Annotated in this window: 18 protein-coding genes; 17 read left to right on the plus strand and 1 reads right to left on the minus strand. The window is 73.5% G+C overall.

Annotated features, from left to right (window positions below; translation table 11 throughout):
• Positions 1-568 precede the first annotated feature (568 nt).
• The 10 genes from AB0I16_RS21060 to AB0I16_RS21105 all read left to right on the plus strand — a co-directional run bounded on the left by AB0I16_RS21060 (position 569) and on the right by AB0I16_RS21105 (position 10,564).
• Positions 569-1,645 (plus strand): helix-turn-helix domain-containing protein, encoded by a 1,077-nt coding sequence (locus AB0I16_RS21060; RefSeq protein ID WP_363250970.1) that lies wholly within the window; start codon positions 569-571, stop codon positions 1,643-1,645.
• Positions 1,642-3,021: a hypothetical protein gene (locus AB0I16_RS21065; RefSeq protein ID WP_363250971.1), complete on the plus strand. Its 1,380-nt coding sequence runs from the start codon at positions 1,642-1,644 to the stop codon at positions 3,019-3,021. Before AB0I16_RS21060 ends, AB0I16_RS21065 begins: the two co-directional genes overlap by 4 nt.
• Positions 3,022-3,461: 440 nt before the next feature.
• Entirely contained in the window at positions 3,462-4,145 is a 684-nt protein-coding gene (locus AB0I16_RS21070; protein ID WP_363250972.1) for a hypothetical protein, read from the plus strand.
• On the plus strand, positions 4,138-4,587 hold the full coding sequence (locus AB0I16_RS21075) for a hypothetical protein (RefSeq protein ID WP_363250973.1): 450 nt from the start codon (positions 4,138-4,140) through the stop codon (positions 4,585-4,587). Before AB0I16_RS21070 ends, AB0I16_RS21075 begins: the two co-directional genes overlap by 8 nt.
• Complete coding sequence (locus AB0I16_RS21080) at positions 4,584-5,708, plus strand: acyl-CoA dehydrogenase family protein (RefSeq protein ID WP_363250974.1); 1,125 nt, start codon at positions 4,584-4,586, stop codon at positions 5,706-5,708. Before AB0I16_RS21075 ends, AB0I16_RS21080 begins: the two co-directional genes overlap by 4 nt.
• Positions 5,708-5,950 (plus strand): acyl carrier protein, encoded by a 243-nt coding sequence (locus tag AB0I16_RS21085; protein ID WP_363250975.1) that lies wholly within the window; start codon positions 5,708-5,710, stop codon positions 5,948-5,950. The genes AB0I16_RS21080 and AB0I16_RS21085 overlap by 1 nt, the downstream gene beginning before the upstream one ends.
• Positions 5,950-7,506: an amino acid adenylation domain-containing protein gene (locus AB0I16_RS21090; protein WP_363250976.1), complete on the plus strand. Its 1,557-nt coding sequence runs from the start codon at positions 5,950-5,952 to the stop codon at positions 7,504-7,506. Before AB0I16_RS21085 ends, AB0I16_RS21090 begins: the two co-directional genes overlap by 1 nt.
• Before the next feature lie 20 nt (positions 7,507-7,526).
• Positions 7,527-8,792 carry an MFS transporter gene (locus AB0I16_RS21095; RefSeq protein ID WP_363250977.1) on the plus strand — a complete coding sequence of 422 codons (1,266 nt, stop codon included), beginning with the start codon at positions 7,527-7,529 and terminating at the stop codon, positions 8,790-8,792.
• An 89-nt stretch (positions 8,793-8,881) separates the two neighbouring features.
• Positions 8,882-9,634, plus strand: a complete 753-nt coding sequence (locus tag AB0I16_RS21100) for a class I SAM-dependent methyltransferase (protein ID WP_363250978.1) — start codon at positions 8,882-8,884, stop codon at positions 9,632-9,634.
• 3 nt (positions 9,635-9,637) lie between these two features.
• A complete protein-coding gene (locus AB0I16_RS21105) occupies positions 9,638-10,564 on the plus strand; it encodes a phytanoyl-CoA dioxygenase family protein (protein ID WP_363250979.1) in 927 nt (308 codons plus the stop codon).
• 96 nt (positions 10,565-10,660) lie between these two features.
• On the opposite strand, the gene AB0I16_RS21110 is transcribed toward AB0I16_RS21105, so the two are convergent.
• Positions 10,661-11,584, minus strand: coding sequence for a cupin-like domain-containing protein (locus AB0I16_RS21110; protein WP_363250980.1), 924 nt, complete (start codon positions 11,582-11,584; stop codon positions 10,661-10,663).
• Between the two features lie 205 nt (positions 11,585-11,789).
• Here AB0I16_RS21110 and AB0I16_RS21115 point away from each other — a divergent pair, with 205 nt between their 5' ends.
• Genes AB0I16_RS21115 through AB0I16_RS21145 form a run of 7 tightly spaced genes read left to right on the plus strand, consistent with a single transcriptional unit; the run spans position 11,790 to position 20,234 of the window.
• Positions 11,790-14,681: a beta-ketoacyl synthase N-terminal-like domain-containing protein gene (locus AB0I16_RS21115; protein ID WP_363250981.1), complete on the plus strand. Its 2,892-nt coding sequence runs from the start codon at positions 11,790-11,792 to the stop codon at positions 14,679-14,681.
• On the plus strand, positions 14,678-15,457 hold the full coding sequence (locus AB0I16_RS21120; protein WP_363250982.1) for an alpha/beta fold hydrolase: 780 nt from the start codon (positions 14,678-14,680) through the stop codon (positions 15,455-15,457). The genes AB0I16_RS21115 and AB0I16_RS21120 overlap by 4 nt, the downstream gene beginning before the upstream one ends.
• Positions 15,445-16,308, plus strand: a complete 864-nt coding sequence (locus tag AB0I16_RS21125) for a 3-hydroxyacyl-CoA dehydrogenase NAD-binding domain-containing protein (RefSeq protein ID WP_363250983.1) — start codon at positions 15,445-15,447, stop codon at positions 16,306-16,308. The genes AB0I16_RS21120 and AB0I16_RS21125 overlap by 13 nt, the downstream gene beginning before the upstream one ends.
• Positions 16,305-16,574, plus strand: coding sequence for a phosphopantetheine-binding protein (locus AB0I16_RS21130; protein ID WP_363250984.1), 270 nt, complete (start codon positions 16,305-16,307; stop codon positions 16,572-16,574). Before AB0I16_RS21125 ends, AB0I16_RS21130 begins: the two co-directional genes overlap by 4 nt.
• Positions 16,559-17,737 carry an acyl-CoA dehydrogenase family protein gene (locus tag AB0I16_RS21135; protein WP_363250985.1) on the plus strand — a complete coding sequence of 393 codons (1,179 nt, stop codon included), beginning with the start codon at positions 16,559-16,561 and terminating at the stop codon, positions 17,735-17,737. Before AB0I16_RS21130 ends, AB0I16_RS21135 begins: the two co-directional genes overlap by 16 nt.
• Positions 17,734-18,924 (plus strand): hypothetical protein, encoded by a 1,191-nt coding sequence (locus AB0I16_RS21140; protein WP_363250986.1) that lies wholly within the window; start codon positions 17,734-17,736, stop codon positions 18,922-18,924. Before AB0I16_RS21135 ends, AB0I16_RS21140 begins: the two co-directional genes overlap by 4 nt.
• Positions 18,921-20,234 (plus strand): acyltransferase domain-containing protein, encoded by a 1,314-nt coding sequence (locus AB0I16_RS21145; RefSeq protein ID WP_363250987.1) that lies wholly within the window; start codon positions 18,921-18,923, stop codon positions 20,232-20,234. Before AB0I16_RS21140 ends, AB0I16_RS21145 begins: the two co-directional genes overlap by 4 nt.
• Positions 20,235-20,249 lie beyond the last annotated feature (15 nt).

Below are 20,249 nucleotides of genomic sequence, written 5' to 3' on the forward strand. Positions count from 1 at the left end.
GTGAGCGCGCGAGACCTCGCTCTTCCCGCCGGCTCCGTGTTCATGAATTTCAGCCATGATCCCCCGCTGTCCCGCTTTCTCCGTCACCTCGCTGTTATCTTCTTGCGGGCGTCGGTTCCGGGTGCGGAGCAGCGGCGCCGGCGGTACTGGCGACATCACTCATGAACGGAGAGGTGGCACAGTGACCAGGAAAGGAAGACTGCACACCGGTCGAGCGTGCGGCGCCCGAGGTCACGCTCCCGGATACGGGAGAGCAGTCACCCACCACGCCTGCCGGACCGCCTCCATGAGAAGCAGACAGGCGTAAACCCGCCGGAGAAGCGCGCGTCCCCGGCGCGCGCGAACGGACTCATTCCCCCTGCGGAACCACCGGTGCGACCACCCCGCGCCGGGCGGTGAACCGGGGCGTGCGGCCTGCCCGGAAAGCGTTCGCGGCGGCAGCCGGCACATCGAGGGACAGCGCAGCAAAGAAGACGAACGGTCCTCCCGCACGGCCAGATGCGGACATGCGCCGCTCCCGCCCGTGGGCGGGACGCATGTCGTCACAGCTCGGAAGGGGTCACCAAGTTTGTTCGACGAACCGGACTCAGACATCCACATGGTGCCCGTGGCGTCTCTGCTGCCGTCGGATTCACCGCGCCTCGACGGCGTGAGCCACGACCACGCGCAAGCGCTCGCCGAGAGCGGCAGGGAGCTCGAACCGATCCTCGTGCACAAGGCCACGGGCCGTGTGGTCGACGGCATGCACCGGCTGCGCGCCGCACTGCTGCGCGGCGCGCGCGACCTGCCCGTCCGCTATGTCGAGGGCTCATCGGCCGACCTGTTCGTCCGCTCCGTGGCGGCCAACACCCGGCACGGGCTGCCCTTGACCCGCGAGGACCGCCGAGCGGCGGTCCTGCGCATCCTCGCCTCCCACCCGCACTGGTCCGACCGGGCCATCGCGGCGGTCAGCGGAGTCTCGCCCAAGACCGTGGGCGCGGCCCGCAGGAGACGTTCGAGTGAGGAAACTCCTCACTCGAAACCCGGCGCGGGCAACGGCGGCGCGGAGAGCGGGGAGTCGCGCGTCGGCAGGGACGGCAGGGCCCGCCCCGTCGACATGCCGCAGCGCCGCGAGAGGGCCCGCCTCCTGCTCGCCGAACGCCCGCAGGCAACGCTCCGGGACGTCGCGGAGGAGGCGGGCATCTCCATCAGCACGGTGCACCGGATGCGCCGCGCCGCATCGGCCCGCACGGCCGCCGCGGGCGGTCTCCACGAGGTCGCGCCGGACCCTTCGGCGGGGCCCGCGCCCGGGGAGGGGCGCCCGGCCGGACCCGTGGTGGTCGCCTGCGTGGAGGCACCGCCGCGGAGCGTCTCCGAGCGGGCCGAACCCCCGGCGGAGAGCGCGCGCGTGCAGCCGCGCGCCGCCGCCTCCCTCGCCCGTGACCCCTCGATCCGCTTCACGGACAACGGGCGCGCGCTGCTGCGCTGGATGAACGGCCAGAGCGCCGAACTGGCCACCGGCGGTCGCCTGCTGGCGTCGGTGCCGCCGCACTGCGTGCGCGCCGCCGCCGAGGTGGCACGGCACTACGCGCGGGAGTGGGAGCGGCTCGCCGACACGCTCCAGCGCAGCGAGCGGCTCAACGACACCCTGCGGGGGGCGCGGTGAACCCGTCCGCCCTGGCGGCGGCCGGCGACGGCGCCCCCGCCCTCACCCCGTTCGTCCTCGCGGTCGCCGGAGTCCTCTTCCACCAGGTGAGCCGGTTGTGGGAGCAGGGGCTCGGCGGGGTGGCGCACACCTACGCGCCCGTCCTCGTCGTCCGGCTCCCGCGCCGGGCGTCCGTCGCCGCGCAGCTCTTCGCGCTCCCCGCCGCGCTGGCGCTCGCCCTGGTCCCGCGGTCACCGGCGGCGCACGTCCTCGCCGTCGCGCTGCTCGTCCTGTGGACGGTGTCCACCCAGCGGCGCCTGGCCGACCACGCCCTGCTCGGCGTGGTGGCGGCGGCGCTCTTCGCGTTCGTGCCGCGGGAGCTGCACGGCGCGGTCGCCCGCGACCTGCTCATCGGCGTCTACCTCTCGGCGGCGCTGCTCAAGGTGAACGAGGAGTACCTGCGCAGCGAGCGCAGCGCGGGACGCGTCGTGACGGCGCACTACCTCGGCCTGCTCGGGCTCAGACCGTCCGCCGGGTTCCTGGGCGCCGCCCCCTACGCGGTGGTCTTCGTCGAGTTCGCCGTCGGCCTGGCGCTCCTGGTGCCGGGCCAGGAGATGTGGGGGCTGTGCGCCGCGATCCTGATGCACGGCGCCTTCGGGGTGTCCGGCAACTTCCCCTTCTCCGTCCTGGCCCTCGCCCTGTGGGTGGTGACCCTCACGCCACCGGACGCGGCGGCCGTCGACCCGGGCGGCGGACCGCTCCTGTGGGCGGCGGTCGCGGCCGGCGCCCTGACCGCCCTCGCGCTGGGCAGGACCGCCTCCGGACGCCGCTCCGTCAGCTACCTGGGCAAGGACCTCTTCCAGGGCCTCGTCTACGGATACCTGTGCGGCCTCGCCCTGAGCGCCCAGCCGTTCGCGGCCCCGCCGTCCGGCGCCGGGGCCCTGGTCACCCATCTCCTCGTCGGGGCCGCCTTCCTCGTCAACCTCGCGCTGGTGCCCATCGGCCTGAAGCTGGAGTGGAGCTTCGCCATGTTCTCCAGCCTGCGCCCCTTCGGACGGTCCTGGATCGAGCGGAGACCCCTGGCCGGCCACCCGCGCTACTACTCCCTCACGCTGCCCGCGCGCATCCCCACCAAGCTGCTGCGCGAGGTGGAGCCGCGGTTCCTCTACCTGGCGACCCGTCAGGAGAACGTCGTCCACGAGTCCGTGGCCTTCTGCCTGGAGGAGTCCGCGCGCAAGTGCCGTACGAGCTTCGCGCCGCGCCTCATGGCGCTCGCCGAGGACGCGAGGGAACTCACGCCCGTCGACTCCGCGGCCGGCACCGCGCCGCCGCGCCGCCGTCTCCTCACGTATCCCGCGGTGGTCCCGAAAAGCCTCGACCGGCGTTACCTCGCCTGATTCGGAACTCTTTTCATATGCGCGATCTAGGCAGTATTTGAAACTCTCGATAGTGTCCGTGCGGGCCCGTGAAAGCGGGCCGGGATTTCCTACCCGAGATGGGGAGACTGATATGCAGCAGGAAATGACGCAGGAGACCGTCAGCGCGACCGAGGAGATCACCGCGGACGACTTCGAGACGCTCTTCGGTGACACCCCGCTGACCATCACCGACAGCGAGGTCAAGAACTAACTCGCCGTACGGATCGTCCAGAACACCGCTTGAGGGGTGTGGCGGTCCCGACGGGGCCGCCACACCCGGGCGTGACCTACCGGAGGTTCCCCTGAGCTCGCACAGTGGAAGGCTGATTCATTCCGAGGGATATCGCCTCGACTACGAGGTGAGTGTGCCCGAGCGGATCACGAGCCCTTATCTCCACGTTCTTTTCCATGGCTTCAGTGTGATCGAGAAGCACGTTCCTCCGGTATTCGCGCGCCGTCAGTGGGACGAGGCGGAGAACTCCATCTGCCTCCTCGTGTCCGATCCGATCCACAATCACACGAAGGAATCGAGCTGCGGCTGGTTCCTGCTCGGCGAGGACGAGTTCCTGCCCGGCCTGCTGGACCTGCGCTCCTCGCTCCTGGAGCGGTACGGCCTGCGCGGCACCGTCTGGCACGGACTCTCCTCCGGCGGCTACGCGGCCATCAAGCACTGCATGCGCGGCGGCCGGGACGACCTCGCCTTCGTCGTGTCACCGCACAACGACCCGCTGATCCTGCCGCAGTGGACCCGCGAGGCCGAGCCCTTCAGCGGCCTGCCCGCCATGGCGCGCCCGCTGCCCACCACGGAGATCATCCGTGACTGGGCCGCCCCGGGCACCGCCCGCCTCCTGCACGTGGTGATCCCCGAGAAGGACTCCTACTTCGCGCTCGAACACCTGCGGCCGATCATGGAACAGCTCGGCGGGCACCCGAGCCTGCGCGCCGTCATGCTGCGCGACGGGCGCGGCCACGGCTTCATCGCCAACAGCGACTACACCTCCCAGCTCCGGCAGGCGGTCGACCGCTGGGAGCGCCGCCGGGCCGGTGCGGCGGCGGACACCGCGGCGGCCGTCGGCGCGACGGGCGGGGCGAGCGATGGCTGAGCGCCCCGCGCCGCGCCGCGTCCGCCCGGCGGAGCCCGACGACGCGGGCGCCCTGCAGCGCATCTACGACGAGGACGGCGAAGGCGACTTCGCGGCGCTCCTCGCCCACGGCGGCGGGACCCCCGGCACCACGCACTACGTCGTGGAGAGCGAGGGCCTGGTCGCGGCGGCCTTCACCCTCACCAGGCTCGGCAGGCTGCGGCCCGACGGCGCGCCGCGGGTCTTCCTGCACGAGATGAAGCTGCACCCCCTGTACCGCGGCGTCGGCATGACCGAGGACGTCCTCGCCTGGCTCCGCGACGAGCTGGGGGCCGGCCGCGACACCGAGGTGCTCGCCCTGACGCCGCAGGACCACGCGCCCGACTCCATGGCCCGCTTCGGCCTCACCCGCTCCCACCACGTGCACAAGTGGCCGATCGCCCCCGCGCAGGAGACCTCATGAGCAGCGGCCCGCACCCGGCGGACAGCGAGGAGTTCGCCACCTGGCTCGACGGGCTGCGCGCGTGGGCGGCGGACGCGGCCGAGGACGGACGGGCCTGGAAGGCGGCCGGCGCCCAGGGCCTGTTCTCGTTGCCCCTGCCTGCGGAGCGGGGCGGCGCGGGCGCCGGGGCCCTCGCCGCCTGCCTGGCGATGGAGGCCATGGCCGACGCGACCGGCCGCTCCGGACTGCCGTTCGCCTTCTCCGCCCACCTGTGGGCGTGCCAGGAGCCGGTCGCCGCGTTCGCCGACGCCGCACAGCGCGACACCTGGCTGGCGCCGCTCGCCGCGGGCACCGCGGTGGGCGCGTTCGCCGCCACCGAGTACGACGCCGGGTCCGACCTGCTCTCCCTCACCACCCGGGCCACCGAGCGGGACGGGGGAGGCTGGACCCTCGACGGCGCCAAGACCTTCGTCACCAACGGCCCCGTCGCCGACGTCTTCGTCGTCCTCGCCCGCACCTCGGAGGGCAGCGCGCTGTCCGGCCTGAGCGCCTTCCTGGTCCCGCGCGCCACCCCCGGGCTCGGCGTCGGGCCCGCCTTCGACAAGGCCGGGCTGCCGGGCGCCCAGGTCGGCTCCCTGCGCCTCGACGACTGCGCGGTGCCCGCGTCCGCGGTGCTCGGGCCGGTGGGCGGCGGGTACGCGGTCCTGATGCGCGCGATGCGCTACGAGCGCGCCTTCATCCTCGCGCCGGTGCTCGGCATGATGTCCCACGCCCTGCGCAAGGCGGTCGAACACGTCCGCACGCGCAGCCAGTTCGGCTCCGCCCTGAGCACCTACGAGACCATCCGCCGGCGCGTCGTGCGCATGCACCTGAGTCTCACCAGCGCCCGCGAGGTGCTGCTCACGACCGCCCGCGCGGCCGACCGGGGCGAACTCGACCACAGCCGGGCCTCGTTGACGAAGCTGCACGTGAGCAACGAGTTCAACGCCTTCTGCCACGAGCTCCCCGACGTCTACGGCGGATACGCGCTGCTGCCCGAGATCGGCGCCGCCCACCTCATGTCGGACGCGATCGCCAGCCGCTACTACTCGGGCACCTCCGACATGCAAATGAAGATCATCGCTGAAGGGCTGGGTCTGTGATGGCGCAGGATTCCGTGCTCGCCACCGTGCGGGAGATCGTCAGGGAGACGGCATCCGGCCAGGAGGTGACGGACGAGACCCCGCTCATCGCGCGCAAGATCATCGACTCCCTCTCCCTTCTGACCGTCGTCTCCCGGCTCGAAGACCAGTTCGACATCAAGATCGACGACACGGAGGTCCTGCCGACCCACTTCGAGACCATCACGGCGATCCGCTCCTTCCTCACCGCGAAGGGGCGCTGATGGGCGCCGGCACCTCGCTCAGCGACGACCTGCGGACCGCGGCCAAGCTGTACGCGGACCGGCCCGCCGTGCTCGACGGCGACGTCACCTACAGCTACGCCGAGCTGGACGGCGCGGCGGAGGCCGTCGCGCTCGCCCTGCGCGACCTCGGGGTGCGCGACGGCGACTGCGTGATGTGGCACGGCCGCAAGTCCTCCGCCGGCGTCGCGACGGTCCACGGCATCCTGCGCTCCGGCGGCGGATACGTGCCCCTGGACCCGGACGGGCCGATCGGCCGCGCCGACCTCATCACCCGCGCCTGCGCCCCCCGCGCCGTGGTGGCCGACGGCACGGCACGCGCCCAGTGGGACACGCTGGCCCCCGGCCGGACCTGGACCCCGCTGCCCGCGCCGCCCGGCACCGACGACGGGCTCTGGGCCCACCTGTGCGAGGGCGAACCGCGCCCCCCGGTGGACGACCTCGCCTACGTCCTGCACACCTCGGGGAGCACCGGCGTCCCCAAGGGCGTCGTCCACACGCACGCGAGCGCGTCGGCGTTCGTCGACTGGGCCGTGGCCGAACTCGCCCTCACCCCCGACGACGTCATCGTCAACTCCGCGCCCCTCCACTTCGACCCCACCACCCTGCACCTGTTCGCCGCCGTCCGCTCGGGCGCGGCGGTGGCCCTGATGCCCGCCGCCGCGGCACCCTTCCCGGCCGCGTACATCGACTTCTGCCGGCGCTCGGGCGGCACCGTCCTGTACGCGGTGACGTCGACCCTCGTCTGGCTGGTGCGGCACGGCACGTCGCTGCTGCCCCGCCTGGCCGGGCTCCGCGCGTTCGTCACCGGCGGGGAGATCCTGCACGCGGCCGACGTCAACACCCTGCACGCGGCCCTGCCCGCCATGCGGCTCCTGAACGTGTACGGCCCCACCGAGAGCAACGTCTGCACCTTCCACGAGATCAGGCCCCCGCTGGGACCGGAGGACGAGGTGCTCATCGGGCGCGTCCTGCCCGGCGCGGAGATCCTGGTCGTGGACGACGGCCTGGCCGCCGTGGCGCCGGGCGAACCGGGCCAGCTCCTCGTGCGCGGCGCGATGCTGATGACCGGTTACCTCGACGCCGAGCAGACCGCGCGGTCCATGGTGCGCACCGCCGACGGCCGCGAGTGGTACGCGAGCGGCGACCAGGTCCGCGAGAACCCCGACGGCGACCTGCGCTTCATCGGACGGGTGGACGCACAGATCAAGTCGCGCGGCTACCGCGTGGAGCTGGGCGAGGTGGAGAAGGCCGCGCGGCGCTGCTCGGGCGTCCACGAAGCGGTGGCCGTCGCCACCCCGGACCCCGTCTTCTCCAACCTCATCACTCTCTTCGTCACCGCCGACACCGAAGCGGCCCGCACGCTCTCCGGACGGCTGCCGCAATTCCTGCCGCCCTATATGCTGCCGCGCCAGGTCGTACGCGTCGACGGCGAACTCCCGAGGCTCAGCAACGGGAAAGTCGACCGGAAATCACTCTCCGAACTGGCGAGTTCCCCCCGGCTGCCCATAATGAACGGCTTCACGATCTTCGGCTAGGGGAAGCGAGCGCTCTTGTGGTGACCACCGAGGGAAGGACCGCACCAGAGTCCGAAGTCCTTCGGGTACCCGGCTTCAGAAGACTGTGGGGAGCGAACGGGTTCCGATTCTCCGCGGCCGAGGTCGCCGGCTTCGCCCTGCCCATCACCGCGGTGACGACGCTCCACGCGAACCCGTTCGAAGTCGGCCTGATCTTCGTCTTCAGCCGCCTCGGCTACCTCCTCGTCGGGCTGCCCGCCGGGGTGTGGGTGGACCGCTGGGACCGCAGGTCGGTGCTGCTCTGGTCGGACGCCGTCTACGCGGTCGCCTTCGCCGGCATCCCGCTGGCCTACGCCCTGGACGTCCTGACCGTGCCGCACCTCGTCGCGACGGCCCTCGTCGGCAGCGTCAGCGGCGTCTTCTTCGACGTCGCGCACAACAGCGTCCTGCCCGAACTGCTGCCCAAGGACCGCATAGCCGACGCCAACGCCCGGCTGCAGACCTCCTCCACGACCATCATGGCCGTCTCACCCGGCGCGGCGGGCCTGGCGACCCGGGCCGTGCCCGCCCCCCTCCTGTACCTCTTCGCCGTCGTCTGCCACCTCGTGTCCCTCTGGATGGTCAAGGGCATCCGGCCCGCCGCGCGGGAGCGGCCCCCCGCCGACAAGCGCGACTTCCGCCGCGAGATCGCCGAAGGCATACGGTTCCTCTTCCGGCAGCCCCTGCTCCGCCTGATCGTCTGCCAGGCCGCCCTCAACAACCTCGGCGCCGGCATCATGCTCGCGATGCTGCCGGTCTTCCTGCTCGACGAGGTCGGCGTCTCCTCGTGGGTGTTCGGCCTGCTGTCCACCCTGGGGGCCGTCGCCGGCGTCCTCGCCTCGCTGCTCTGCCCGCGGCTGCGGCGCCGGTTCGGCGAGATCCGGATGACCATGGTCTTCTCCGCCCTGGCCCCCTTCGCCCTCGTCGCCGCGCCGCTCGCCGCCGTCTTCCGCGGCGCCGCCGTCCCCCTCGTCGCGGCCGCCCAGATCCTCATCGGCTTCGTCGTGGTCGGCAGGGCCGTCGCCGTCGCCGGACTGCGCGCCCGCGCCACCCCGCTCGCCTACATGGGCCGCGTCACGGCGGCCAACGGCGTCGTCACCCAGGGCGCCACCCCGCTCGGCGGGCTGATCGGCGGCGTCCTCGCCGGCCTCTCGTCGACCACGGTCGCCCTCTGGGTCGGTGTGGCCGTCACGGCCGTCCCCGTGGTCCTCCTGCTGCGCTCGCCGCTCCGCTCGCACCGGACCTTCCCACCGGAGTGGGAGGCCTGACGGGCCCGCGGCCCGCGGCAGCCCGCCCCCGACCCGGAACCGACCTCGTCACGCGCCCGTAACCGACCTCATCACGCGGGAGACCCACCGTGAGTGTTCACACCACCCTCGATCTCGCCACCGGCGGGGACCCCTTCGGCGACGCCGTCCGGGAGGTCTGGGAAGCGGGCGGCCGGCCCGGTGTCTCCTACGAGATCATCGAACGCGACGACGGCCTGATCACCGCCAACGACGTCCACCGCTACTTCGCCCCCCACCCCGAGTGGGCCCCGCTCGAACAGCGGCTCTGCGAGCGGGCCGGGCAGCGGGTCCTCGACGTCGGCTGCGGGCCCGGCAGGCACGCCGTCCACCTGCTCGCCCAGGGCCACCGGGTGCTCGGCGTCGAATCCTCGCCCGGCGCTGCCGACGTCGCGCGGCTGCGGGGCGTGGAGACGCTCACCACCACGGTCGAGACCCTCACCCCCGACATCGGCAGTTTCGACACCGTGCTGCTCGGCGGGCAGAACATCGGCCTCCTGGGCAACAGGGAGAAGGCCGGGGACATCCTGCGCCGACTCGCCGCCGTGACCGCCCCCGGCGGCTCGCTCCTCGGCGTGAGCGTCGACCCGCACACCCTGACCAGCGCCTGGAACCGCGCCTACCTGGAGCGCAACCTCGCCGCGGAACGGCTCCCCGGGCAGCAGCGGCTGCGGATCAGGGACGGGATCACGTCGACCCCCTGGTTCGACTACCTCTACGCGTCCGCCACGGAACTCGCGGCACTCACGGAGGACACCCCGTGGCAGGTCCACGAACTGGTCCGGCACGAAAAGCAGTACCTGGCACATCTGAGGAGGAGCTGACACATGCACACCACCGACCGGAGCGCCCTCGAAAAGGCCGCGGCGGAGTACGCCGACCAAGGGTTCGCCATCATCCGTGACGTCCTGCCACCGGACCTCCTCGGCGAGGCGCGCGACCATGTCGAGTGGCTCACCCGCAGATACCCGGACCTGCGCCCCGAGCACTTCCACCACCCCCTGATCCGCAACGACGCGTTCTGGGCCCGGCTGGTGTCGGAACCCCTGCTGGTGGACATCGGGGAGTTCTTCCTCGGGGAGAACCTGGCCTGCTTCACCGCCCACTACATCTGCAAGCCGCCCTACGACGGCCAGCCCGTCCTGTGGCACCAGGACGGTGCCTACTGGACGCTGAGCCCGATGGAGGCGCTGACGGTGTGGCTCGCCATCGACGAGAGCACCACGGAGAACGGCTGCCTGCGCATGATCCCCGGCAGCCACCGGCTGCCGCTGCACAAGCCGTCGGTACGGGCCGACACCGACAACATGCTGTTCTCCACGGCCGACGAGAACGTGGTGCGCGAGTGGGCCGAGGAGCGCGGCGTCGTGGACATCGAGCTGCGGCCGGGCGACGTCTCGATCCACCACCCGCACCTGCTGCACTGCTCGGAGCCGAACACCTCGGCCAAGCGCCGCTGCGGCCTGGACATCGGCTACATCTCCACCGGCACCCGCATCCGCAGCGAGGGCCTCTACCTCGACCCGCTGCTCGTCAGGGGCGACGACCCGGCCGCCCTCAACAGCTACCGGCCCTTCCCCGCCTACCAGGAGGGCGAGACGATCCCCTTCGCGGGCCGCGAGGAGTGGAACGCGGCCGTGGAACTGCGCAACAAGGAACTGCCGCAGCGCCCTGCCACGGGCCACGAGGACAGCCCCGTCGAGATGACACGGCACATGATCGACCGGCTGCGCGCGGGCACCGTGAAGCGCTGAGCGGGCACCCCGCGCCCCACGCGCGGACCACCCGTGAACGCCGGAGGCCCACCGCTGCGCGCGGTGGGCCTCCGGGCGTCGTGGGCCGGGCCGTCCTCAGCCCCCGGCCGGGCGCGGGCCGGCGTCCCGGAACGACGCGAGGAGACCGGCCGCGAGGGCCCGAGGGTCCTCGCCCGCCAGGGACTCGCGGAAGCGGGTGATCAGACCGGCGAGCCGCTCCACGGCCGCGTCGTGCCCGGCCCCTTCGGCCGCCGCCACCCCGTAGGCGAACTCCCGCCAGTCGGCGGACTCCAGCAGCCGCTCCTCCAGGGCGCCGCTGAACACCCGCGCCCAGTGCGGGCCCTTGACCACGAGGTTCAGCTGCATGCAGGCGCCGGTCGAGTACGTCTCGTGCCACCAGCCGCGCGGCAGGAACAGCAGCCCGCCCGCCTCCATCGTGAACTCGCGGGCATCGTCCGGCATGCGCTCGGGGAACGGCGCGTGCGCATAGGAGAGCTGACGCTCGTCGGCCTGCCTGCGGTCGCGGGCGAAGCACATCGTCGTCTGGTTCTCGATGCTCGTGTTCGGGGCGATCCGCCACCGCTTGGAACCGGACAGGAGCAGCGCGAGGTTCACGTCGAAGTCGCTGTGCAGGGGGACGCCGCTGGTCCCCGTCGAGCAGAAGATCTCGCAGGACATCCGGTCGGGCGGCAGCCCCAGCCGCCGCGCCGCGTCGCCGATGAGCCCGGCGAGGCCCTCGAACTCCCGCTCAGCGCGGCGCATGTAGCAGGTCAGCCCCGCCCGGTACATCGGCAGCGCGTCGCTGCCGCACGGCACGCGCGCGTGCGGGCCGTTGCGCTGGATCAGCGAGACCGTACCGCCGAAGGAGCGCAGCACCTCCTCCGCGTCGGCCAGCTGGGGCACGGCGTCGAGGAGCCGCACGGGGGGCGCGCCGGGCGGACCCGCGTACGGGGTGCCGGGCCAGTGGTCGGAGAAGAACCGCTCCGGAGTGAGCGGAGCGATGAAATCTGCGAACATCATGAATTCCCCTCCGAAGGCGGCTGCGGGCGCGCGGTTTACATTTTTCCAGGCCCCGTCGAAAGCATTTCAAGAGTTTTTCAGGGAATTCCAGGGAGTGCGCCGGGAAATCCTTCGCACGGCTCCTCGCGGCTTCAAATCGTCCGGCACGCGAAGGTAGGGTGCCGAACGAGCGTGTTGATCTCACCAGCAAGGGATTGGACGGTCAGTGACGACTCAGGGCCGCACCACCGAGGTCGCCGTCATCGGTATGGCCTGCCGTTTCCCCGGGGCACGCGACGCCGGTGAATTCTGGCGCAATCTGGTCGAGGGCCGTGACACGGTGACCCGCGTGACCGGCCCGCGCGGCACCGCGGCCCGCGGACTCCTCGACGATCCCGAACGCTTCGACGCCGACTACTTCGGCATGTCCCCGCGCGAGGCCCGCCTCGTCAACCCGCAGCACCGGGTCTTCCTGGAGTGCGCGGTGGAGGCCCTGGAGAACGCCGGGGTGGACCCGGCCCGCCACCCGGGGACCGCCGGCGTCTACGGGGGCGGCAGCGACAACGCCTACGCGCACCTCCTCACCGCACGGGGGGCACGGCGGCAACCGGTCTCGGCGTACGAGATCCGGATGGGCAACGGAGCCGACTTCCTGTGCAGCCGCGTCGCCTACAAGCTCGGTCTGCGCGGGCCCACCGTGGCCGTCCAGGCGGGCTGCGCGACCTCCCTGGTGGCCGTGCACCTGGCGGTCCAGGGCCTGCTCTCGGGCGACTGCGACCTGGCGCTCGCCGGGGGAGTGACGGTACGTCACCCGTTCGTGCCCGACGAGGCGACCGAGGCGGGCATCCAGGCGCCGGACGGCGTCTGCCGGGCGTTCGACGCCGACGCGCGCGGCGCGGTGGGAGCCGACGGGGTCGGTCTCGTCGTACTGAAGCGCCTCGACAGGGCCCTGGCCGACGGCGACCGGATCGACGCGGTCGTCATGGGATGCGCGGTCAACAACGACGGCGCCGAACGCCTGTCCTTCGCGGCCCCGGGCGTCGAGGGACAGGCCGCCGTCGTCGAGGCGGCCCATCGCGCCGCCGGCATCGACCCGGCCACCTGCACCTACGTGGAGGCGCACGGCACCGGCACCCCGCTGGGCGACCCCGTCGAGATCGCGGCGCTCACCCGGGCGTTCGGGCGCGGCGGCGAGCGCGCCGCCCCCTGCGGCATCGGTTCGGTGAAGACCGGTATCGGGCACACCGACGCGGCGGCCGGAGCCGCCGGGCTGATCAAGACGGTCCTTGCGCTCAAGCACGGACTGCTCCCGCCGAGCCTGCACTTCAGCACCCCCAATCCGCACATCGACTTCGACTCGGGCCCGTTCCGCGTCGTCACCGAGCTGCGCACCTGGCGGCCCGGCGGCGTGCCGCGGCGCGCCGGGGTCAGCTCCTTCAGCCTCGGCGGCACCAACGCGCACGTCGTCCTGGAGCAGGCCCCGGCCCGCGAGCCCGCCCCGGCCCCGGGCCGCTCCTGGCACGTCCTGCCGCTCTCGGCCAAGGACCCGGCCGCGCTGGAGCGGAGCACCGCCCGCCTCGCCGCGCACCTGCGGGCCGGCGGCGAGACGCCGCTCGCCGCTCTGGCGTGGACGCTCCAGACGGGGCGTACGGAGCATCAGCGGCGGCGGTTCGCCGTCGTGGACGGTGCCGAGGACGCCGTGCGCGTGCTCTCCGGCGAGCGGCCCGACCGGCTCGTCGGCGCCGCGGCGCCCGCCGCACCGGAGCCGGTGGTCTTCCGGTGCGCGACGGTGCCCAGTGCGGACATGGCGCGGGAGCGGGCCGCCGCGGCCCGGCTGTACGCGGCCGAGCCGGTGTTCCGGAGCGCCGTTGCCGCGTGCGCGATCGGCGACGCCCTCGCGGAGTCCGCGCCCGCGTGGACGCTCACGTTCGCCACCCGCTGCGCCCTCGCCCGGCTGTGGCAGCGGTGGGGCGTCGTACCCGCGGCGGTCGTCGGCGAGGGCACGGCCGGGGTGCTCGCGGCGGCCGTGGTGGCCGGGGTGTTCGAGCCGGCCGAGGCCGGACGCTTGGCCGCGGGGACGACGCGGCGGGGCCCCGCGCACGGCGGGGACGCCCGGGCGGACGTCCGGGAGGCGATACGACGCATCGGCCCCCGGGCACCGGCACTGCCGCTCTGGGTCACGACGGCCGGAAAGAGCCCACGACGGCTCACACCGGACGAGGCACTGGACCCGACGCACTGGTCCGAACTCCTGACGGACTCGGCCCCCTCCACGACAGCCACGGCGACTGCGGGTGGCGGGGCGGGCCCGCGTGGCGGGGAGGTTCCCGGTGGTGGGGCGGGCCCGCGCGGCGGGGAGGTCGCGCATGGTGGGGAGGCCCCCGGTGGTGGGGCAGGCCCGCGTGGCGGGGAGGTCGCGCATGGTGGGGAGGCCCCCGGCGGTGGGGCGGTCGCGAATGGTGGTGAGGCCCCCGGCGCCGGGGCGGGCCCCGGTGGCGGGGTGGAATCGCGCGGTGGGGCGGGCCCGGGGGGCGGGGCGGAACCGTTTCGGGGTCACGGCACGTGCGGCCCGGCCGGACCGGGCCAGGGCCGCGGCCCGCGTGGTGTCCCGCTCGATCTGTGCGCCGCGCGCACCCCCGTCGGCGAACGTGCCGTGCTCGACGCCGTCGGACGGATGTGGCTCGCGGGCGCCCGTATCGACTGGGCCGCGCTGCACGGCGCCGGCACGCCCGAGCGTGTCGCCCTCCCGGCCTACCCCTTCGCGGGGCGGCGCTACACCGCCGACACGGACGACACCGCGTCCGAGCAGAGGCCCGCCCCCGCCGGGGGCCCGGCCGCGGTGCCCGCCCAAGCGGCGGCCCCCGGCCCGGCGAGCGGCGGTGACGACGCCGACCGGGTGGCCGCCCTCTTCGCGGAGATCCTCGAACTGCCGCAGGTGGACCCGGACGAGAGCTTCTTCGACCTCGGCGGTGACTCCCTCATCGCCGCCAAGTTCGTGGCGCGCGCGAACGAGGTCTTCCTCGTCGACCTCGTGCCCCGCACCCTCTTCCGGGCCCCCACCGCCCAGCAGCTCGCCGCCGTCATCGCGGAGCGGCTGACCGCGCAGAGCGCCCGGTGAGCGGCTGGACGGTGCGCAGGCACCGCCGGCCGGACGCCGCCGCCTCGCTCTTCTGCTTCGCGCACGCCGGCGGCTCACCGGGGGAGTACGTGCGCTGGGCCGACGACCTGCCGGACGTCCAGGTCTGGGGCGTCCACCTGCCGGGCCGCACCACCCGCCACGCCGAGCCCCCCTTCACCCGCGTCGGCCCGCTGGTCGACGCCCTGGTGACCGAGGTGCGCTTCGACGCCGACGGGCCCTTCGCCCTCTTCGGGCACAGCCTCGGCGCGGTGCTGGCCTTCGAGACGGCGAGGGAGCTGTGCCGCCGCGGCCTGCGGGCCCCCGGCCGGCTGATCGTCTCCTCGTGCCCCCCGCCCCCCATGCCGCCGTCCGTGGCGGCCCTCCGTCCGCTGTCCGACGAGGCGCTCCTGGGCGAGCTCGAACGGCTCGGCGGCCGGTCCCTGGACCACCTGCGCGACGACCCGGGCCTGCTCGCCGACGCCCTCGGCGGCCTCCGCGCCGACCTCGCGCTCCTCGACAGCTACGCGCCGGCCCCCGGCCCCCGGCTCACCTGCCCGGTCACCGCGGTCGCCGGGACGCGCGAGCCCACCGCGGGCACCCTCGCCGGCTGGTCGCGGCAGACGACGGGGCCCACCGCCGTCCGGCTCGTGCCGGGCGGCCACTTCTACTTCCGCGAGGACCGGACCGCGGCCATGGGTGTCGTCCGGGAGTCCGTCCTGACGCCCGCCCCAGCACGTCCCGACGAGACGAAAGGAGGCCCGGAGTGGAACGGATAGGCGTCGTGGGCGCCGGCACCATGGGCCGTGGAGTCGCCCAGCTCTTCGCCGAGCGGGGACACGAGGTGGTCCTGGTGGACGTCGCGGACCACATCCTCGCGTCGGCGCGCGAGGAGATCGGCCGTGACGTGCGCTTCACGCGGATGCTGCGGCCAGGGACACCGGCGCGTACACCGCAGGAGGTCCTGGGGCGCATCACGTTCACCACCAGCCTCAAGGACGTGGCCGCGGTCGGCTTTCTCTTCGAGAACACCACCGAGGACTGGGACCTCAAGCGGCCCCTCTACGGCGAGCTGGACGCCCTGTGCGCCCCCGGCGTGCCCTTCGGCGTCAACACCTCCGCCATCCCCATCACCCGCGTCGCCTCCGCCACCGGACGGCCCGAGCTGGTGATCGGCACGCACTTCATGAACCCGGCGCCCGCCAAACCCACCGTCGAGCTGATCCGCGGCCACCACACCTCCGACGAGACCCTGGCACGCACCCGGGACCTCCTGGACCGCGTGGGCAAACGGCACATCGTGGTCGGGGACTCGCCGGGCTTCGTGACCAACCGGGTCCTGATGCTCACCATCAACGAAGCCGTCTTCCTGCTGTACGAGGGCGTCTCCCGGGCCACCGACATCGACCGCCTCTTCACGGAGTGCTTCGGGCACGCCATGGGACCGCTGGCGACCGCCGACCTCATCGGCCTCGACACGGTCCTGTACTCGCTCGACGTCCTGTACGACAGCTTCGACGACCCCAAGTACCGCCCGTGCCCCCTGCTGCGCAAGCTGGTCGACGCGGGGCTCCACGGCAGGAAGACGGGCCAGGGCTTCCACCGCTACGACAGGAGGGCGACGGCATGACCGAGGACGACAAGCACCTGATCCGCTCCTTCATCGCCGCACACGTGGGCGAGGACTCCCTGGACGACGACGTGGACCTCTTCGCGAACGGACACGCGACCTCCCTCTTCGCCGTCCAGCTCGTCATGTGGGTCGAGGAGACCTTCGGCCTGGTGGCGGAGGGCGAGGACCTCGACTTCGCCAACTTCTCGTCGGTCGACGCCGTCGCGGCCTTCGTGGACGGCAAGCGCGCCACCGTCGGAGGTGGGCCGTGGACTTCGCGCTGAGCCCCGAGCAGCGCCGGCTGCGCGCGGACGTCGTCGCCTTCGCCGAGCGCGAACTCGGCAGGGACGCCCCGGCCGACGACCGCGACGCCCGCTTCCCGCGCGCCGACTGGGAGCGGTGCGCCGCGTTCGGCGTGCTCGGCTGGCCCGTGCCGAAGGAGTACGGCGGCGGCGGCCTCGACCCGCTCACCACGATGATCGCCCTGGAGGCACTCGGCTACGGCTGCCGGGACAACGGCCTCGTCTTCGCCGTCAGCAACCACCTGTGGGCCTGCACCATCCACCTGCTGCTCCACGGCAGCCAGGAGATGAAGCGCGCCTACCTGCCCGCCCTGTGCGCCGGCACCCTCATCGGCGCCCAGGCGCTCTCCGAGCCCGATGCGGGCTCCGACCTGCTCGCCCTCACCACCGTGGCGCGCCGCGACGGCGACGTGTACCGGCTCGACGGCACCAAGTGCTACATCAGCAACGGACCGGTGGCCGACCTCTTCGTCGTCCTCGCCCGCACCGGCGCGGCCGGCAGGAAGCAGGACCAGCTCACCGCGTTCGTCGTCCCCGCCGACCTGCCCGGCGTGGTCAAGAAGGCCGAACTGTCGAAGATGGGCCTCAGGTCCACGCCGATGGGGGTGGCGGAGTTCGACGGGGCGCCGGTGCCCGCCGCGAACGTCCTCGGCCGTGAGGGCGGCGGCTACGGCGTCTTCACCTCCGGCATCGAGTGGGAGCGCTCCTTCATGTTCGCGCCGCAGGTCGGCGCCATGGAGCGGCTCCTCGACGCGTCCGTGCGGCACGCCAACTCCCGCGAGCAGTTCGGCCGTACCATCGCCCACTTCCAGGCCGTCTCCCACGAGATAGCCGACATGAAGATCCGGCTCGAACTGGCGCGGATGCTCCTCCACCGGGTCGGCTGGCTGAAGCGCGAAGGCCGGCTCGCCCTCCTGGAGGCCACCATGGCCAAGATCTTCGTCAGCGAGAGCCTGGTGCGGACCGCCACAGCGGCCGTCGAGGTGCACGGCGCCCGCGGCTACCTCACCGACGACGGCATCGAGCGGGAGCTGCGTGACGCGCTCGCCGGTCCCATCTATGCCGGGACCAACGCCGTGCAGCGCGGCATCCTCGGCGAGCTGATCGGGCTGCGCGGCGCGCTGTCGACCGGGGAGCCGCGATGACCCTGATACCGCTCGACGACCCGGTCCCCGCCGCGCTCGCCGACGAACTGGCCAAGCGGGTCTACTTCGTCTCCGACCGGATCACCGGCTTCACCCTGGTCCGCACCGGGGACGCGGTCACCGCGGTCGAGGTCACCACGGAGGACGCGGGGCCGGCCGACCTGGACGCGTTCACCCGCAAGCTGCGGCTCGTCGTCGCCAACGACGTCCTGAGCCAGCGCCGGATGGTGCCCAAGGTGGTGTGGCGCTCCGCCGCGGACGGCCCGGTCCGGGACGTCTACCCCGAACTCCTCGCGCGAGGTCTCGCCACCGAAGTGGGCGAGGGGCAGATCGCGCTCGGCGGGCCCGTCGTATCGCTGATGGACTACCTCGACGCCGAGATACGCGCCCTCGTCGTACGCGAGTGCGGCGCCCGGGAGTTCCGCTACCCGACGCTGATGCCCGCCCCCGCGCTGCGCCGCACCGGCTACTTCGAGTCCTTCCCGCAACTGCTCATGCTGGTCTCCCGGCTGCACGGCGACGTCGACACCTACCGCGCCTTCCTGTCCGAGCTGACCGGCGGTGACGGCGGCGACCTCACCGCGGCCCTGCGCGCCCACACCGGTGACGCCGACCACGTCCTGCCGCCCACCATGTGCTTCCACACCTACCACCAGTACGCCGACGGCCCGCCGCCCGCCCCGGACACCGTGGTGACCTCCCGCGGCAAGGCGTTCCGCTACGAGTCCCGCTACAGCCGCTCCCTGGAACGGCTCTGGGACTTCACCATCCGCGAGATCGTCTTCCTCGGGACCTCCCGCTCCGTCCTCGCCCACCGCACCCGGCTGATGGAGCGGGCCTACGCGCTGACGGAGTCGCTCGGGCTCGGCGGCCGGTGCGAGGTCGCGGGCGACCCGTTCTTCCTCAACGAGTCGGCGGCCGTCCGCGCCTGGTCGCAGCGGCTGCTGGAGATGAAGTACGAACTCCGGCTCCCCCTGGACGACGGGCGTGACGTCGCCGTGGCCTCCTTCAACTACCACGAGCAGTTCTTCGGCCGGTCGTTCGGCATCCGGGACGCGGACGAGCGGCCCGTGTTCACCGGCTGCGCCGGGTTCGGCCTCGAACGCCTCACCTACGCCTTCCTCTGCCGGCACGGCACCGACCCCGCACGCTGGCCCGCCCACGTACGCGAGGCGGTGGACCGGTGAGCGGACCGCCCCGGCTGCTGACCCTCAGCGCCCCGACGCCCGACGCCCTCGAACGGGCCAGCGACGCGCTCGCCGACCAGCTCCGCACCATGGACGACGGCACCGCCCTGGCCGCGGAACTCCCCGAGGCCGCGGCGCCCCCGGGAACCGTGCGCCGCGTGCTCGTCGCCACCACCGCCGCCGAGGCCGCGCGGTGGCTGCGCCGACGCGACCCCCGGCGCGTGTTCACCGCGGGCCCCACCGCGAGCGCCTCCCGCGTCCTCCTGTTCTCCGGGGTCGGCGACCAGTACCCGGGCCTCGGCGCGGACCTGTACCGGTGCGTGCCCGCCTTCCGCCGTGAACTGGACCGCTGCCTGCGCCCGCTCGCCGCCGAGCACGGCCTCGACCTGCGCCCCGTCCTCTTCCCGCGAGAGGCGGGCACGGCGGACGGCGCCACGCCGCGCCCCGACCTCGCGGCCCTCCTTGAGCGGCGCGAGCGGCCCCAGGAGATCCACCGCACGGCCGTCGCCCAGCCGCTGCTCTTCGCGGTGCAGTACGCGCTGGCGAAGACCCTCGCGGAACTCGGGGCCGAGCCGACGGCGCTCGCCGGGTACAGCGTCGGCGAGTACGTCGCCGCCTGCGTGGCCGGGGTCTTCTCCCTGCCGGACGCCCTGCGCCTGGTCGCGGGCCGCGCCCGCCTCGTGGAGACGCTGCCGCAAGGCGCCATGCTCGCCGTCACGGCCGGAGCCGACGAGGTCGCCCCCCACCTCGCGGCCGGCGTCTTCCTCGCCGCGCTCAACGGCCCGGGGCAGACCGTGCTCTCCGGCACCGCCGACGCCGTCGAGGAGAGCGCGCGGGCCCTCACCGCGCACGGAGTGGCCTGCCGCCGCCTCGTGACCACGCACGCCTTCCACTCCCCGCTGACCGGGGCACTGGCCGAACCCCTCGAAGCCCTCCTCGCGACGATGCCGGCCGCCGCCCCCCGCCTGCCCGTCCTCTCCAACACCACGGGCACCTGGCTGCGCGCCGACGAGGCCACCGACCCCACCTACTGGGCCCGGCACCTGAGCCGCCCCATCCGGTTCGCCGACCAACTGGCCGAGGTGTGGCGGCTGCCCGACCCGCTGCTGCTCGAACTCGGCCCGGGCCAGGCGCTGTCGCGCCTCGCGCTCACCCACCCCGGGCGCCCCGCGGACGCCGCCGCCCGGGTGGTGCAGACGCTGCCGGGCCAGTTCGAGACCCGTACCGAACGCGAACTGCTGCTCGGTGCGGCGGGCCGGCTGTGGGCCGCCGGGGCCGAGATCGACTGGGGTGCCGTGCGATGGGAGTGAACGGCAGCCCGCCAC

Source organism: Streptomyces sp. NPDC050703 (genome assembly GCF_040654435.1).
Classification (GTDB): Bacteria; Actinomycetota; Actinomycetes; order Streptomycetales; family Streptomycetaceae; genus Streptomyces.